Origin of the sequence: Myceligenerans xiligouense, from assembly GCF_003814695.1 — a bacterium.
Classification (GTDB): Bacteria; Actinomycetota; Actinomycetes; order Actinomycetales; family Cellulomonadaceae; genus Myceligenerans; species Myceligenerans xiligouense.
This window is the reverse complement of the sequence record NZ_RKQZ01000001.1, coordinates 29694-45462: the sequence shown is the minus strand read 5'-3', so window position 1 is coordinate 45462 and position 15769 is coordinate 29694. Positions and strand designations below refer to the sequence as shown.

Below are 15769 nucleotides of genomic sequence, written 5' to 3'. Positions count from 1 at the left end.
GGGATCACCCGTTCCCGTCTGTCGGAGCCTCGCCGTTCGCCGCACCGGCGTCACCGCTGCCGGCGGCGCCGGTCGGGGCGTCACCTCCGGTCGAGGGGGCGCTCCCATCGGTGGCGGCGTTCCCACCGGCCGGGGCAGCGTCGAGGACGAGGGCGACGCGGCCGCTCGCGGCCCGCGCGGCGAGCGCCGCGGCCTGGTTGCGGGCCACGTCGACGTCGACGACGGTCTGGTCGCCGACGGTGGCCTCCTTCACGGTGACGATGGCGGCCGGGATCGCGAAGGGGTCCTCGACGGGGGCGTCCCCGCCGCTGACCGGTGTCTCGATGATCCGGACCTGGTCACCGGCAGCCAGGGACGTCGCGGGCATCTGGTTCGGGTTCAGGGCGATGCCGACGATCGACCTGCCCTCGCCGGGCTGCAGGCTGGCCGCGTAGCTGTCGGCGGTGAGCAGCGACCCCGCGGGCAGGTCGACGGTGGCGAACTGATCGACGACCTCTTCCAGCAGGCTCGCGTCGACCGGGTCCAGCAGCGTCGGACCCGTCGGCAGGTCGACGGGTGCGAGGTCGCTCGGGGTGATCATGTCTCCGCGAGCGACGTTCGACGTGACGGCCAGCACCTTGTGCGTCTGGCCGAGCGTGGTGGTCAGGTACACCGACGCCAGGATGCCGAGCGCGACGAGGGCGAGGCCGAGTGCGATGACGGCGGGCCGGCGGCGAGCGCGCGTCGGTTTCGCCGGAGCGGGAACCTTGGGGCCCGCGACTCGCGCTTCCTGGCCGGCCGCGGACGGGGGCATGGCCCCGCCCGGGCCGGTGCGTCTCGCACCGACGCTCGTGTCACTACTCACTTGCCGTCCCCTCCCGGTCATGTACTCCCGCAGGCAATCCTGATGCACGCGGGCGAACCCGGCAGGTTGAACGGTAGCCGGATAGTTCCGGGCAAGGGAAGGTCAACCACAGTTCACATGCTGTGGAGAAGCCCTGGACATCGGGTAAACCCCAGCAGTAGCGCTGACCTGGGGAAACACAGACGGCGAGAACTTCACCCGGTCCCGCCGGGACCGGGCGACGCCGGCCGGGCCGCTGGGGGCCCGATCAGACACGACATGGGGGGCCGCCGACTGGAGGCGGACGACCCCCCATGCCAAGGGACGGGGCTGGTGTGGAAACCCCCGAGAGTCACGCACCCCCCAGTGGTTCTCCCGATGCCGTTCCACGGCCCTCGTCCTTCCGCCCGTCCGGTGATCCCCCAGACAGACCCCCGGTGCGGACGGCTTCGGCCAGTCGGCGAACCGCTCGGCTCGCGCGCTGACGAAGTGTGGCGTGCGAGATGCCGAGCTCGTCGGCAACTCGCTTCTGGTATGTACCTCTCCCGGCGCCGAGCTCGGCGTACTCGGGCAGCTCTGGATCTGGAGCGTAGACGCGTGCGAGGAGAGACGCTTCTTCTCTTGTGATAACGCGGACGTCGATCCCCCATGCGATGACGTCGAGCACCTCACCGGTGGCCCCGAGCGACGCGCTCGCGAGCGAGTACACAGCCGCGGGCCCCTGCTCCTCCGGCTCCGGGCGCTCGAGATGCGGCAGCACCGCCGCGTCCGTGGGGATCTCTTCCACCTGGGGCGCCCGGCTCGCTCGCGTACCGCGCGCGAACGGAGCCTGGTCACCCACCACTCGCGTCAGGGTATGGCCCTGCAGTCGCATCGCGACCTTGTCGACGCGGTCGAGGTCGTAATGGCAGATCGCGTCCCACATCGCCGCGGCCGCTTCCTGCTCCAGGTCCTGCACGTCGCTGTAGTGGCGACGCGAGCGCCGCACGATGGAGCGCACCGCCGGGAGCATGCACTGCAGCACGGCACGGCCGGCGGCAAAGCTCCCCCGGGCATGTTCGACGAGTAGTGCGTGCAGCACGGTGTCGGCCTCGTCCGAGGTGAAGCGGACGGGACGGCCGTCGGTCAGTCCGGAGAGCTGCGGGAAACGGCGGCTGAAGCGGTCGATCTCGTCGGCGAAGGATCGAGTCGCCACGAGGTCGGCCCAGTCGTGATCGAGCTCGGTCATGAGCGTGCCGGAGGCAGCTGCAGACGTGCCGGGCATGAACGTGACTCCTCCGTCGTACGAGCGGCGCGATGCCGGAGCGCTGGTCAGCGCCTGGCCACCAGGACATCCGGGGACTGTTGCCCGCTACTGTTGCCCGCAGATTTACACTTGATGTGATCTGGCTCACATTTCCTTCTACGTCGGCAATCTTTGGGTCACACGAGCCCCTGGCAGCCCATTTGTTCGAGGTGACGAACCGACAGCAGTGAAGACCCGAACCCGCACCGGTGACTGGGAGAAGCGAGATGAGCAAAGAGCCCGCCCCCGAGCTCCACCACGACGACGTGACCATGGAGCTCCTGCGTGACACGGCCGAGGTGCACGCCGTCCGCGGGGAGGTCAAGCCGGTCATCGACGCGCTGGTGGCCGCCCTCAAGCAAGACCCTCTCGGCAACGACGACACCGCGCACCGGATCGCTGACGCCCTGGAGAACCCCCGCACCCGCAGTGCACGGGCCGCTCGCGCCCGACTGTCCCGCGATTTCTCGAACGGTCTGCCCGACGAGGTGCGCACGCGATGAGTTCGCTCCTGACCGGGCGTCGCGGCAAGAAGCGCGCGACGTCACCGTCGGCGCTCCCGGCGCATCCCCAGCCCGCCGTCGAGGAGGCTGCCGCGTCGCCGTCGGGCAATCCCTGGCAGCTGGGCGGTTCGGTCCCGGCCGGGGCCGACGCGACGCCACCGCCCGCCGACACCCCGCCGCCGCAGGTGGTGGAGTGGTCACAGGGGCCGGCGCTCGCCTCGAAGGCGTGGACCGCGCTGCTCGTGCTGGCCCTCGCCACCGGCCCGGTCGCCCTTGTCTGGACAGCCCTCCGACCCGACGCCGCCCCCGTGGCCGCCGGTACGGGCCGGGCGGATCAGACCGCGGCGGCGGCCGCCACCGAGCGGGCCGTGGAGCTGACGGAGACGTGGCTGCGCGCGGATCGGGACGACCAGGCACTGGTGACGTCGCTGACGGAGGCCTCGATCGGCACGCTGCCGGCCACGGGCCTGACGATCCGGGACAGTTCGGTCGCGGCGGTGACCGCCGGTGATCCGGGCCCCTCCGGCACGACGTGGATGGTCACGGTCGGCGTGGACGTCGCCGAGCCGGCGCCCGGGACAGCCGTACCCGCCGGCGACAACGGGGCGGGTGAGGCAGGTTCCTCCGACGCCGGTGAGAACTCGGCCGAAGGCTCGGAGGACTCCGAGCCCGTGCTCGTGTGGGTGCGCCGGTACTTCCAGGTGCCGGTCACGGTCCAGCAGCCCGCGGACGAGGACGAGCCGCTCGCGGTGGCGGCCCTCGCCCTGCCCGCTCCGGTGCCCGGCCCCTCGGCGGCCGATGCTCCCGACCTCGACTACCCGCGCACGATCCCCATCACGTCGGAGGCCGGCGAGTCCGTCGCAGCGTTCCTCGGAGCACTGGTGGCGGGCGAGGGCGAGATCACCCGCTACCTGCGGCCCGGTACGGCGATCCAACCGGTGACGCCGCCTCCGTACACGGCCGTGACCGTGACGTCGATCGGCGGTTCGCACGAGATCTCCGACGACCCGTCCGACGGCGACGGCACGCACGCCCTCGTCACGGCCGAACTGACCCGCCCCGACGGGGAGAAGACCACCGCCCAGTACGTCCTGACGCTCGTCGCGCGGGACGGACGCTGGGAGGTGTCTGGCCTGGATCAGGCCGTCCGCACCGAGACCCCGGTCGCCGGCTCCGGCGAGTCCGGTACCGAGTAAGAGGAGAGGGAACCATGTTCACAGAGCTCATGACCGCTGCCCCGGAACTGACCGCGACTGCCCAGACGGTGCGTGCCGAAGGCTTCCTCGATCTGATCACCGTGAAGTCCGAGGAGGTCAAGGTCGCGATCGAGTCCGTCACCTTTGTGATCGTCATCCTCATGGTTGTCATCACCGCGGTGAAGACGAAGATGTCGATCGCCGCGATCCTGATGTCGGCGATCGTCGGCGGCATCGTCCTCTGGCTGGTCAACGGCGGCATCAACGTCACGAAGGAACTGACCGACGACGAGTTCAGCATGCCTGCCGTGGTCAGTACCACCACGGTCTGAGCAAGGTCTCGCACAAGAGGGGGGACGTGGTGGACGAGCCGGAGCTGGAGACCGCGAAGTTCTACACCCGAGCTCGGCGCATCCCCATGCTGGTGGGGAAGATGCCGAGCGGGGGCCGGATCTGGGGCGGCCCCTACACGATCACGCAGATCGGCGCGGGCGCCCTGGTGGGCTTCGTGCTGTGGAAGACAGCGCCCTTGTGGGCTCAACTCGGTGGGTTCATGAACGTGCTCGTGGCCGCGGGAGTCGTGGTCGGCACGGTGTGGCTCACCGGCAAGATTCCCAGTACGGGCCGCAACCCGGCCACGTGGGTGATGGACGCGATGAACCTCACGACGAGTCCGGGACGGCTCTCCGGTGGACGGCTCGCGATCGCGCGACCCCGCAGGATCAGTCACCGCGTCATGGTGTTGCTTCCCGACGGCGATCGGGCGGCGATGCTCGCGCGAACACGCGGCTGGACGGGCGCGGACCTGGTGCCGGTCGACGATGTCGACCGGCGCGAGGTCGCGACCGGGACCGGCGAGATGCCACTGCCACCACTCACCCCGACCGACCTGGTGCACGGCGACGGCCGGGACACCGCGTCGCTGACCGGCGTCGGCGAGCTCCTCGCAGGCAAACTCCGCAGGAAGGACGGCTGATGCTCAGCCACGTCTCCGCCCTGACCGACGGACTCATGTGGACCCGCTCCGGGACCGTGTGGGCCGTCTGGCGGGTGTCGCCCATTCCGTACGCCTACCAACCGGACGATAAGAAACATGCCGCACGGCGGCACCACACGGCCCTGTACCGCGCGCTGCGTGGCGAGTCCCTGCACCTGGGGCTGGTCGCGGCGACGGACCCGGTCTCCGTGGTGGAGGCGATGGTCGACGGCGTGAACGTGGCCGAGCACGAGGCATGGGCCGCGGAGTGCAACGCGACCCTCGACTTCCTGGAGCACATCGAGATCGGGCGGCGGGTCCACTGGATCGCCGCGCCGCTGCCGAACCCGGGCGCCAAGGCGGTGCTCGAGCCGTTGCAGGCGAGCTGGTCGGCCCTGAAGGACCAGTTGATGCTGCCGCGCGCGGTGCCCTCGAAGCACACGATCGGTGAACGCGCGGCACAGGCGGAGATCCTGCGCAAGGAGATGCCGTCCGCGTTCGACCCCCGGCCGGCGTCGGTGGCGGAGATGGCATGGATGTTCGGCCACGCGATGCAGCGCGGACTGGGACTGGACATGGATGTGCCGGTGCACGGGTCACTGGACGCCGAGCTGCATCTGACCGGTTCCTCCGTGCTTGCGGACGCCCTCATCGACCCGGCCGCGCAGACGGACGCGAGCAAGCGGCTGACCCCGATGCAGATCCTCAAGCGTCCGTACATCAAGGTCATCGACCCGGAGAACCCGGACCGCGCGTCGTACCAGTCGACGCTCGTGGTGAGTGACACGCCGTCCGGCGGCATCGTCTACCCCGGCTGCGAATGGATCGGGCGGGTGGACGAGTCGAGCGTCCCGTGCGACTGGGCGATCCGGATGACCGTGCGCTCCCGCGAAGAGGTGACAGGCCGCAACCGGCGCGCCGTCCGCACCCTGAACGACCAGTTCGACCAGCGCGCCGAGGAGGAGCGTGCCGGATCGTCGCTGGACGGCACCGCCCGCGCGCTGGGCGAGTACCAAGCGGTGATGGACGCCGACGAGCTCGAGGTCGAGGTCGACGCCACCACCATGTTCACGGTGTCCGGCCCGAACGCGGAGCAGGTGCTCGACGACGCCCGCGACCTCACCAAGTACTTCGCGGCCATGCAGTTCAAACTCCGCAACGACCCGACCGTGCAACCGGCCCTGTTCGACGCGACGCTGCCGGGCATGCCGACCCCGCGCGCCGTGCGTGAGTACTCGCAGATCACGACGGCCCGCTCCTTCGCGGCAGCCGTCCCGTTCGCGACCACGGACCTGGGCGACAGCTCCGGCTCCCTGTTCGCGCTGGAGATCAGCAACGGCGCCTCGCGGCCGAACCCGGTCTTCGTCAACCTGGGCGACGCCTCCGACAAGCTGGACGTCGCGCTGGCGATGGGATTCGTCGGAGAGCTCGGCAGCGGTAAGTCCGTCGGCCTCAAGTCGGTCGCTCTGGACAACATCGATCGTGGCGCCACCCTGATCGCCGTCGACCACACCGACATGGGCGAGTGGGGGTTCGCGGTCTCCGAGGTGGCCGGCTCACAGGTGGTGGAGATCTCCGACGACGCCTCCCTGTCCATCGATCCCCTCCGCTGCCTGCCCCCCGCGACCGCTCCCCGCGTCACGCGCTCGTTCCTGACCGTGCTGCTCAGCGTGCAGACCAAGTCCGAGCAGAACGTCCTGTTGTCCAAGGTGCTCCAGCCGAGCTACATGGAGCGCCACCGGATCACCTCGCTCGGTTCCCTCGCCCGGCACCTCGAGACCGAGTGCGAGCTCCCGGGCGCGCGGACCCTGGCCGACGAGATGCGGATCTTCTCCGAACTCGACTTCGGAAGGCCCGTCTTCGACGACGAGCTCCCCGCGATCGATCTCGACGCCCCCGCGATCGTCATGCACACCAACCGCCTGCAGCTGCCGTCCAAGGCGGACATGGAACACAGTCACCTCTTCGCCGAGCTCAAGGCCGAGAAGGTCTTCGGGCGCGCGGTGTTCGCCCTGATCGCGGCCCTCGCACGGCACCGCTGCTTCAAGGACCGCACACGCCTCGACATCTTCGCCGCGGACGAGGCGCACAAGACGATGTCGTCGCCCGAGGCCGCCGAGGAGATCGGGATGTTCATCCGCGACGGCCGCAAGCACAAGGCCGCACTTCTCCTGGGTAGCCATGACGCCGAGGAGGATTTCGGCAACGAGGTCGTGCGCGGGCTCATCCCGTTCCGGGTGCTCCTGCGCCACCGCGACGAGAACCTCGCACGGCGCGGCCTGCGGTGGTTGCACGGGCTTCCCTCCGACGCCCCCGTGGACCCCCAGCTCGTCAAGCTCATCACCGAGGGCACCGCCCCCGTCATGGACGCCGGCGTCGGCGTACCCGAGGAACGCCGGGGCGAATGCCTCGTGCGCGACTTCCAGGCGCGCTACGGCCGTGCCAAGGTCATGGCGCCACTCGTCGCGAAACGCGCCGAGGCCGTCAAGACGACGCCCACGAGCTCCACGGGATCGGTGATCCACTCATGATCGGGACCCTCGTCGACGCCGCCGTCCACAGATCCGAGCTGCCCCTCACGGGCGCCGTCGGCTCCGCGCTCCGCGCCGCCGAGGAGGCCGACGACGCCGGTTCGGCCGGCGTCGCCGGCCTCCGCCTCGAGGACACGAGCGGCGTCTCCACCGACCGATTCGTGCTGCAGTGGGACACGGGATCGGCGTGGAACCCGATGAACGTGGACTCCGGGATCTTCTCCACGCTCGCCGGCATGTTCTGGTCCTGGTACCGCGACATCGTCGCGGTACAGATCTGGGTCCTGGACTGGGTGCTCGGCATGGACTGGCTCGGCTACGTCCTGTCTCCGCTCGCCGGCCTGAGCCTCATCGTGCAGTCGATGATCTCCCAGATCGGGCTGCTCAGCCTGACGCTGATCATCCTCGCGTTCGTGGTCGGGTTCTGGCTGCTCAAGGGCCGCTACGCGGGCGGGTTCATGGAGCTGGTCATCGGTTGTGTGATCGCGGCGCTGGCGACGGGCTTCCTCGCCAATCCGATGGGCACCATCGGCAGCGAGAGCGGCATCATCATGCAGTCGCGGGATGCGGGCATGGACATCGCCACCGGGTTCGCGACCGAGGGCGCCTCGTTCGAACGCGACGCCGCCGTCATCCGGGACGGCCTCAAGGGCCAGCTGGTGGACACTCTCATCCGCACACCGCACCAGATCATCAACTACGGCTCGATGATCGACGAGACGCGCTGCGAGGGCACGTACACCGACGCCGTCGGCAGCGACGACGCCGTCGAGCGCATCGGCGGTTGTGACGACAGGTACGCCGAGGCCGCCCAGCAGATCGACGCCCCGAAGGTGGTCGCGACCCTCAGCCTGCTGAGCACCGGATTCGTGTTCCTGCTCCTGAGCGTCGTGATCGTGGGCGGAACGCTGTTCGCCGTGGTGCTGCTGGGCTGGTCCGCGATCAAGCTGCTGTGGCAACTCCCCGTCGGCGTGGTCTCCAGCGGCACGCGCGCCCAGCTGTTCCGCACCTTCGCGAGTATCGGGCTGGGCTGCATCCTCGTGGCGATGGCGACCATGTTCCTCGTGGCGTGGATGCAGATGCTGCTCGGCTTCTACGACGCCACCGACGGCATGCCGTTCCTGGTTCGGCTGTACCTCTTCAACACGCTCGTCGTGGCCGGCGCCGTGTTCTATGTGCTGATGGGCACGAGCGTGCGGGCCGGGCTGCGGAGCCTCGCCGACAAGCTCGCCGCCGCGGGTGTCCCGTCGCAGGTGGGTGAGCCGCAGGCGATGCCCTGGGCCAACCAGGCCAAGTGGACCGAGCGCTACAACAAGGCCAAGGACTGGGCCGGGATCGGTCTCGGGCCGGCGCCGGCGTCCGGGAGCGACGCGGCGGCAGCAGGCTCCGGGGGTTCCGGGTCCGACGCCGGAGCGGGCGCGGCACCGAGTCCCGCCGGAATGGACCTGAGCGCCCAGGGAGGCGGTGCGGTGGCCGCCGCGGCGGGCGCGGCCGCAGGGGCGGCGGCCGGAGCCGCGACAGCCGGCCGGCCCGACAGCGAGTCGGCATCGTCCGACGGCGGGGACGGCCGTGGTCCCACGGCGACGGGGGGCCGCGGCGCCGGCGAGTGGTCCGAGGCCGCGAACACCCTGCGCGAGCAGGACCGGGAACAGGTCCCGGCGGTGGTCGGCGCGCAGGGGCCCGGTTCGGATGCGAACGTGCACGACAAGCGCACCGACCAGACACCGCCGCGCACCGAGTCCGAGAAGCTCCGGGACCGCATGGCGAACGCGACCCGGACCGTCACCCGCACGGGCCTCCAGATGGGTGCGGCCGCCGCGACCGGTGGCACGTCCGCAGCGGCGGTCAAGGGATCACGCGCCCTCGGTTTCGTGAGGCGTGCCAGGAAGGTCGGCGGCGCGGTCCGCAGCGGGGCGCGCTCCATGTCGAACTACTACCAGCGTCGGGCTGATCTGGAACGGCGGCTGGGCGGCGGGCGGGCGCGGCAGGGCGGGACGGCTCCGGGCGTCGTCTCCTACCCGAGCTCGCGTGACCTGAGAGATCTGGGCCGCTGATGCGCAAGGCGATGATGGTGACGGTGACCGCAGTCGTCCTCGTGGTGGCTGCGTGGATCGGCTGGCCGCGGGATGAGGAAACCGACGAATTCGCGGACCGGGCCGGGAACGCCGTCGAACAGACGGACGAGAATGGTGGCGACGGAACGACGGACTCCGGGGCCGACAGCACCGCGGGGACGCCGTCGGATCCCGTGACCGACGGCGAGGTCGATCCGGGTGAACCCGCGCTCGAGGTGGTCGACGAACCCGAGTTCGACACCGACGGTGAACCGACGGAGCGGATCGAGGCGACCTGGGACGAGGACATCCGCGCGGCCGCCCGCACCACGGCCTCGGCGGCGGTGACCGCGTTCTCCGACGTCGACCAGTCCGCCGACGACTGGTGGAAGGGCCTGTCACCGCTGCTCACACCTCAGGCGAAGGCCGTGTACGAGGACGTCGACCCGCGGAACGTTCCGGTGCGTCAGGTGACCGGCCCCGCATCGGTCGTCGACGAGTCCTCGACGCTCCTCACAGAGGTCACCGTGCCGACCGACGTCGGTGACTACACCGTGATGCTCGTCCGGGCCGACGGCGGGTCACCGTGGCTGGCCGAGCAGATCAGGCCGCCGTCGTGAGTGGGTCGCCACTGGCAGGGCAGAGCGGCCGGCTCGCGGCGAAGGCGCTGGGCAGGGCGGCAAGGCGGGCGGCAACGCCCGGCCGGGACCCGAAGAAGGACGAGCACCGGAAGCGGGCGCTGCTCGTGCTCGCCGTGCTGAGCGCCGCGACGCTCGCGCTGCCCGCGGCGATGGTCGGGATGGTGGTGCTGGTCGCCGGCATGATCGGAGGCCAGCAGTCCATGGGGAGCGGCCCCGCCGGGTGCGGGATGTCGGGATCGGTGGTCGTGGCAGCCGGCGAGGGAACCCGGCAGGCGTCCGGCGGGTTCACGGCGGAGCAGCTCCAGAACGCGACGGTGATCCTCCAGGTCGGGGCGGAGCGCGGCGTACCGGCAAAGGCGCAGGCGATCGCCGTGATGACGGCGCTCGGCGAGTCGGGCATGCGGAACCTGACCTACGGCGACGACCGCTTCGGCGTGCGGAACCCCGACGGGACCCTGACCTCCTCGATCGGAATGTTCCAGGAGCAGAAGTGGTACGGGACGGTCGAGGAGCGGCTCGACCCGGTGGGGTCGTCGGGCCGCTTCTACGACCGGCTGCTCGCGGTGGAGGGGTGGCAGGCGATGGAACCCACCATCGCGGCGCACAAGGCACAGCGGAACGCCGACCCGTACCACTACGCGCGCCACTGGGACAGCGCCCTGCAGGTGATGCAACTGGTCAGCGGCGCCGAGGAGCAGGACCTCGAGGCAATGTCCGCGTCGATCCAGGGCGCCTCACCGGCAGCCCCCTGCCTGACCGGGACGATCGGTCAGGCAGCGGTGAGCGCCGGGGGGTGGGCGAATCCGGCGGTCGGGATCAAGGCCTCGGGCTGGGGACCACGGAACACCGGCATCGCGGGAGCCTCGCGATTCCATCAGGGGCAGGACATCGCGGCGGCCTGCGGCACGCCGGTGTACGCGGCCGCCGCCGGCCGCGTCGTGATCTCCGGGGGAACCGGCTGGGGCACGGGCAACACGATCCGGATCGAGCACGGGCTCGGACTCGACACCACGTACGGGCACCTGCTCACCGGGACCAACGTGGTCTCCGTCGGGGACGTCGTCGAGGCGGGCCAGCAGATCGCGTCGATGGGTGGTGACTCGCGGATCGACCCGGCCGGGGCGGGCACCTCGTCGGGATGCCATCTGCACTACGAGGTGCGGATGAACGCACAGGCCGTCGATCCCGAGCCGTTCATGGCGCAGCAGGGCGTCACGCTCGGGACGGCGGCGCCGGCTCAGGTTCCGGAGCCGATGAATCCGGACGAGGAGCCGGCGGACCCGGCCCAGGCAGCACCCTGAGGGCGCGCCGGCACCGGCAGAGGGCGTGCACCGGCCGTCGCCGATGGCGTACTGGATCCGGTGGCGCCGCGTCTCGTCCCGGCGGGCGCCTGCCGGCACCCGATGAGTTCTGCTCGTGGCAGACGTCTTCTTAAACAGGTCGCCTTCGCGGGAGGGAATACCTGACCATGGAGGTGCGTCGTAGTGACGTAGGTCGTGCGCAAGGGTGCTCGCGGTCTCGGCCCCCACATTGCTCCGGAGAGGGACCCCGACATGAGCGCACGAACCGATACGATCGACGACAATCCTTCCGCTGTACCTGAGGGCACGGGGGCCACGGGCCGTCAGGAACAGGCGATCCCGCAGGCACCGGAGGCCGGAGCCGGGGCCAAGCTCGCGCCGGGGCATTTCCGCGTCATCGCGCTGCTGATGGTGTCCGCCTTCACCGTGATCCTCAACGAGACCACGATGACGATCGCGCTGCCGGCGATCATGACGGATCTGACCATCACCGAGACCACGGGGCAGTGGCTCACCACGGCCTTCATGCTGACCATGGCCGTGGTCATCCCCGCGACCGGCTACCTGATCAACCGGCTCGGCACCCGCAACGCGTACATCCTGGCGATGTCCATCTTCACCGCGGGAACCCTGCTCGGGGCGCTGGCGCCCACCTTCGGGATCCTCGTCAGTGCGCGTGTCATCCAGGCAATGGGCACCGGAATCATGATGCCCCTGCTCATGACCACGATCATGACGATCGTGCCGCCGCAGATCCGCGGCAGGGTCATGGGGAACATCACGCTTGTCATCGCTCTGGCACCCGCCACGGGCCCGCTCATGTCCGGCGTGGTGGTCGACCTCGCCGGATGGCGCGCGGTGTTCGCCGTCGTCACCCCGGTGGCCGCCATCGTTCTGACCGCCGGGATCCTGTGGATCCGTGACGTGTCGGAGAAGGAGATCCAGCCGATCGACCCGCTGTCGATCCTGCTCTCCCTCCTCGCATTCGGCGGAGTCGTCTGGGGCCTCTCGGAGCTCGGGGAGTCGGCGAACGGGGAGTCCTTCGTGAACCCCTACGTGCCCCTCGGCGTCGGCGTGGTGATGCTCGGTGTCTTCATCTGGCGCCAGCTGGCTCGTCAGCGGACCGATTCGGCTCTGCTGGACCTGCGCACGTTCCGCTCGGTGAACTTCAGGCTCGCGGTCGGCATCATGGCGATCTCGATGATCGCGATGTTCGGTGCGATGATCCTCCTGCCACTGGTGCTGCAGAACGCGATGGGCTACTCACCGACGCTGGCAGGGCTCGTCGTCCTCCCGGGTGGCCTGGCGATGGGGCTCCTGGGGCCGGTGGTGGGCCGCCTCTACGACAAGCACGGCCCGCGTCCTCTGATGGTCCCGGGGCTCACCGGCGTCACACTCGCGGTGGTCCTGCTGGCGACCATCAACCCGGGAACGCCGCTGTGGCTGATCGTCGTGGCCCAACTGGTGCTGATGATGGGCCTGAGCTTCACCTTCACACCACTCTTCAGCTCGGCGATGGGTGATCTCGAGATGCACCTGTACTCCCACGGATCCGCGACCATCAACACGGTGCAGCAGGTCGCCGGCGCCGCGGGCACCGCGCTGTTCGTCGCGCTCATGACGATCCGCTCGACGGCGCTGACCGACGGCGGCGCGTCCGAGGCCGAGGCACTCACGGGTGGTGCTCGCCTCTCCTTCACGGTGGGTGCGATCGTCGTGGCCATGGCCATCTTGCTGGCCACCCGGATCAAGCGGGTCGAGGCCGGCCCCGGCCACTGACGCCCCGATCGCGCGCGACTGCCGGACGACGCGGCCACGGCGATCGCCACACCCTGGCGACGGACGACCCGATGAGTGCGGCGCGGTGTCTGCTCGAGGCAGGCGCCGCGCCGCGCTCTCATGTCACCGGTTCGGCAAGCTAGGCGTGAGGTCGAGGTCGCGCCTACACTGCGTCCATGGCCGAAGTTCGGGTCTTCGCCGGTTCCGCAGGTCAGCGCTTCGCTCAGAAGATGTGCGCTGACCTCGGCGTGCCCTTGAGCCCAGCGGAGATCAGCCGCTTCGCCAACGACTGCCTCCAGGCGCAGCTCATGGAGAACTGCCGCGAGCGCGACGTGTACCTCGTGCAGCCCATCATCACTCCCACCCAGGAGAACCTGATGGAGTTGCTGCTCATGATCGACGCCGCGAAGGGTGCCTCGGCGCAGCGCATCACCGCGGTCATACCGCACTTCGCGTATGCACGCTCCGACAAGAAGGACGCACCGCGGATCTCGATCGGCGGTCGCCTCGTCGCCGACCTGCTGGAGACGGCGGGGGCAGGGCGCATCCTCACGATGACGCTGCACGCACCGCAGGTGCACGCCTTCTTCCGCGTCCCGACGGACCAGCTCAACGCACTCCGTGAACTGGCTTCCCACTTCGGGGCGAACGACCTGTCGAAGACGACCGTCGTCTCGCCGGATCTCGGGAACGCGAAGCCTGCGAGCGCCTTCGCGAAGATGCTGGGTGTCCCGGTGGCGGCGGCGGCCAAGGAGCGCTTCAACGACAACCGCGTGGAGATCACGTCGCTGATCGGCGACGTCGGCGGGCGCGACATCATCGTCCTCGACGACGAGGTCGCGGGAGGCTCCACGATCGCCGCGCTCCTCGACCTGCTCCGGGAGCACGGTGCCCGCTCGGTGCGGATCGCGTGCACCCACGGCATCTTCGCCGGGGACGCTCTCTACCGGATCGCCGCCGATCCGGACGTCGTCGAGATCGTCACCACCGACACGGTTCCGACCACCGAACTCGTCGCCCACGACAAGCTCACGGTCATCAGCGTCGCCTCGGCCTTCGCGGAGGCCGTACGCCGCATCCACTCGGGCGAGTCGGTCAGCGCCCTGTTCGACCCCACGCACGTCTGAACCGGCGGGTCCGGAGCGGTCAGGACTCCTGGTCCGCCCACCACTTCCTGAGTTCCTCGGTGGCGACGTCCTCGCCCAGTGGCCCCCGCTCCATGCGCAGGCCCAGCAGGTGCTTGTACGCCTGCCCCACCTCGCGGCCGGGTCCGATGCCGAGAATCTTCATGATCTGGTTCCCGTCGAGGTCGGGCCGGATCGCGTCGATCTCCTCCTGTGCACGCAGGGTCTCGATCCGCTTCTCGAGGTGCGTGTACGCGTCGGACAGCCGCTTGGCCTTACGCCGGTTGCGGGTGGTGCAGTCGGCGCGGGTCAGCCGGTGCAGGCGTTCGAGCTGCGGACCGGCGTCGGTCACGTACCGGCGCACGGCCGAGTCGGTCCATTCGCCGTCGCCGTACCCGTGGAACCGGAGATGCAGCTCGACGAGGCGCGCGACGTCCTTCACCACCTGCTTCTCGTACTTCAGGGCGCGCAGGCGCTTCGCCACGATCTTGGCTCCGACCACCTCGTGGTGGTGGAACGACACTCCCCCGCCGGGCTCGAACTTGCGGGTGGCGGGCTTGCCGACGTCGTGCAGCAGTGCGGCGAGCCGCAGCACCAGATCCGGCGCCGGCACCGGCCCGTCCGGGCCCGTCTCCTGAGCGATCGCCTGGTCGAGCACGATCAGCGAGTGCTCGTACACATCCTTGTGCCGGTGGTGCTCGTCGATCTCGAGCTGCAACGCGGGCAGCTCGGGCAGCACGTGGTCGGCGAGGCCGGTGTCGACGAGGACTTCGAGCCCGGCGCGCGGGTTCGGTGACATCACCAGCTTGCTCAGTTCCGCCTGCACCCGCTCGGCCGAGACGATCTCGATACGCGCGGCCATCGCGACCAGCGCCGCGAGCGTCCCATGTTCCACGTGAAACGAGAGCTGAGCCGCGAAGCGCGCCGCACGCATCATGCGCAGCGGGTCGTCGTCGAACGAGCGCTCCGGCGCGATCGGTGTGCGGAGTACCTTGCGGGCGAGGTCGGAGAGTCCGTCGAACGGGTCCACGAAGGTGAGTTCCGGCAGGCGTACCGCCATCGCGTTCACGGTGAAGTCGCGCCGCGAGAGATCGCCGTCGAGGGAGTCGCCGAACTCGACGAGCGGCTTCCGTGAGTCGGGGTCGTACCGGTCCGTGCGGTAGGTCGTGACCTCGACGACGACGTCGCCCTTCCGCGCACCGATGGTCCCGAACTCCTTGCCGATGTCCCAGTGCGCGTCACCCCACCTCGCGAGAAGATGCTGCGTCTCGTCGGGCGTCGCGGACGTCGCGAAGTCGAGGTCGTTGCTCGCGCGGCCGAGGAACGCGTCCCGCACCGGGCCGCCGACCAGCGACAGCTCGTGCCCCGCGGCGCGGAACAGCTTTCCGAGTTCGATCGCTGCCGGGGCCATCTCGGTCAGCACGCCGAGCGCACGGCGCAGGAGGTCCAGCTCGGGCTTGGCACCAGAAGGGATTGACACGAGCACCGATTCTCCCAGACCCGCCGTGCGGGCACGCATCCCGCGAAGATTCGGGAACGCCACGGCGTCGGTGCGT

13 protein-coding genes are annotated in these 15769 nt (G+C 70.0%); 10 read left to right on the top strand and 3 right to left on the bottom strand.

Annotation, left to right across the window (positions count from 1 at the left end; all coding sequences use genetic code 11):
- Nucleotides 1-4 precede the first annotated feature (4 nt).
- Both EDD34_RS00185 and EDD34_RS00180 read right to left on the bottom strand, forming a co-directional pair.
- Nucleotides 5-844 carry an SAF domain-containing protein gene (locus EDD34_RS00185; RefSeq protein ID WP_123812787.1) on the bottom strand — a complete coding sequence of 280 codons (840 nt, stop codon included), beginning with the start codon at nt 842-844 and terminating at the stop codon, nt 5-7.
- Between the two features lie 331 nt (nt 845-1175).
- Complete coding sequence (locus tag EDD34_RS00180) at nt 1176-2087, bottom strand: sigma factor (RefSeq protein ID WP_123812786.1); 912 nt, start codon at nt 2085-2087, stop codon at nt 1176-1178.
- Between the two features lie 248 nt (nt 2088-2335).
- On the opposite strand from EDD34_RS00180, the gene EDD34_RS00175 reads away from it, so the two are divergent.
- From EDD34_RS00175 to EDD34_RS00130, 10 genes are all read left to right on the top strand, one after another.
- Nucleotides 2336-2611, top strand: coding sequence for a hypothetical protein (locus tag EDD34_RS00175; RefSeq protein WP_123812785.1), 276 nt, complete (start codon nt 2336-2338; stop codon nt 2609-2611).
- Nucleotides 2608-3807, top strand: a complete 1200-nt coding sequence (locus EDD34_RS00170; RefSeq protein ID WP_123812784.1) for a conjugal transfer protein — start codon at nt 2608-2610, stop codon at nt 3805-3807. Before EDD34_RS00175 ends, EDD34_RS00170 begins: the two co-directional genes overlap by 4 nt.
- Nucleotides 3808-3821: 14 nt before the next feature.
- Nucleotides 3822-4139, top strand: coding sequence for a hypothetical protein (locus EDD34_RS00165; protein ID WP_123812783.1), 318 nt, complete (start codon nt 3822-3824; stop codon nt 4137-4139).
- A 29-nt stretch (nt 4140-4168) separates the two neighbouring features.
- Complete coding sequence (locus EDD34_RS00160; RefSeq protein ID WP_123812782.1) at nt 4169-4783, top strand: hypothetical protein; 615 nt, start codon at nt 4169-4171, stop codon at nt 4781-4783.
- Nucleotides 4783-7314 carry an ATP-binding protein gene (locus tag EDD34_RS00155; RefSeq protein ID WP_123812781.1) on the top strand — a complete coding sequence of 844 codons (2532 nt, stop codon included), beginning with the start codon at nt 4783-4785 and terminating at the stop codon, nt 7312-7314. Before EDD34_RS00160 ends, EDD34_RS00155 begins: the two co-directional genes overlap by 1 nt.
- Nucleotides 7311-9368: a hypothetical protein gene (locus tag EDD34_RS00150; RefSeq protein WP_123812780.1), complete on the top strand. Its 2058-nt coding sequence runs from the start codon at nt 7311-7313 to the stop codon at nt 9366-9368. The genes EDD34_RS00155 and EDD34_RS00150 overlap by 4 nt, the downstream gene beginning before the upstream one ends.
- 23 nt (nt 9369-9391) lie before the next feature.
- Nucleotides 9392-9988: a hypothetical protein gene (locus tag EDD34_RS00145; RefSeq protein ID WP_123812779.1), complete on the top strand. Its 597-nt coding sequence runs from the start codon at nt 9392-9394 to the stop codon at nt 9986-9988.
- Nucleotides 9985-11310, top strand: a complete 1326-nt coding sequence (locus EDD34_RS00140) for a M23 family metallopeptidase (protein ID WP_123812778.1) — start codon at nt 9985-9987, stop codon at nt 11308-11310. Before EDD34_RS00145 ends, EDD34_RS00140 begins: the two co-directional genes overlap by 4 nt.
- Before the next feature lie 252 nt (nt 11311-11562).
- Entirely contained in the window at nt 11563-13089 is a 1527-nt protein-coding gene (locus EDD34_RS00135) for an MDR family MFS transporter (protein WP_123812777.1), read from the top strand.
- Between the two features lie 176 nt (nt 13090-13265).
- Nucleotides 13266-14216: a ribose-phosphate diphosphokinase gene (locus tag EDD34_RS00130; RefSeq protein ID WP_123812776.1), complete on the top strand. Its 951-nt coding sequence runs from the start codon at nt 13266-13268 to the stop codon at nt 14214-14216.
- Nucleotides 14217-14235: 19 nt separating this feature from the next.
- Here the strand turns inward: EDD34_RS00130 and EDD34_RS00125 are convergent, their stop codons facing one another.
- Complete coding sequence (locus tag EDD34_RS00125) at nt 14236-15732, bottom strand: CCA tRNA nucleotidyltransferase (RefSeq protein WP_123816216.1); 1497 nt, start codon at nt 15730-15732, stop codon at nt 14236-14238.
- Between the last annotated feature and the right edge of the window lie 37 nt (nt 15733-15769).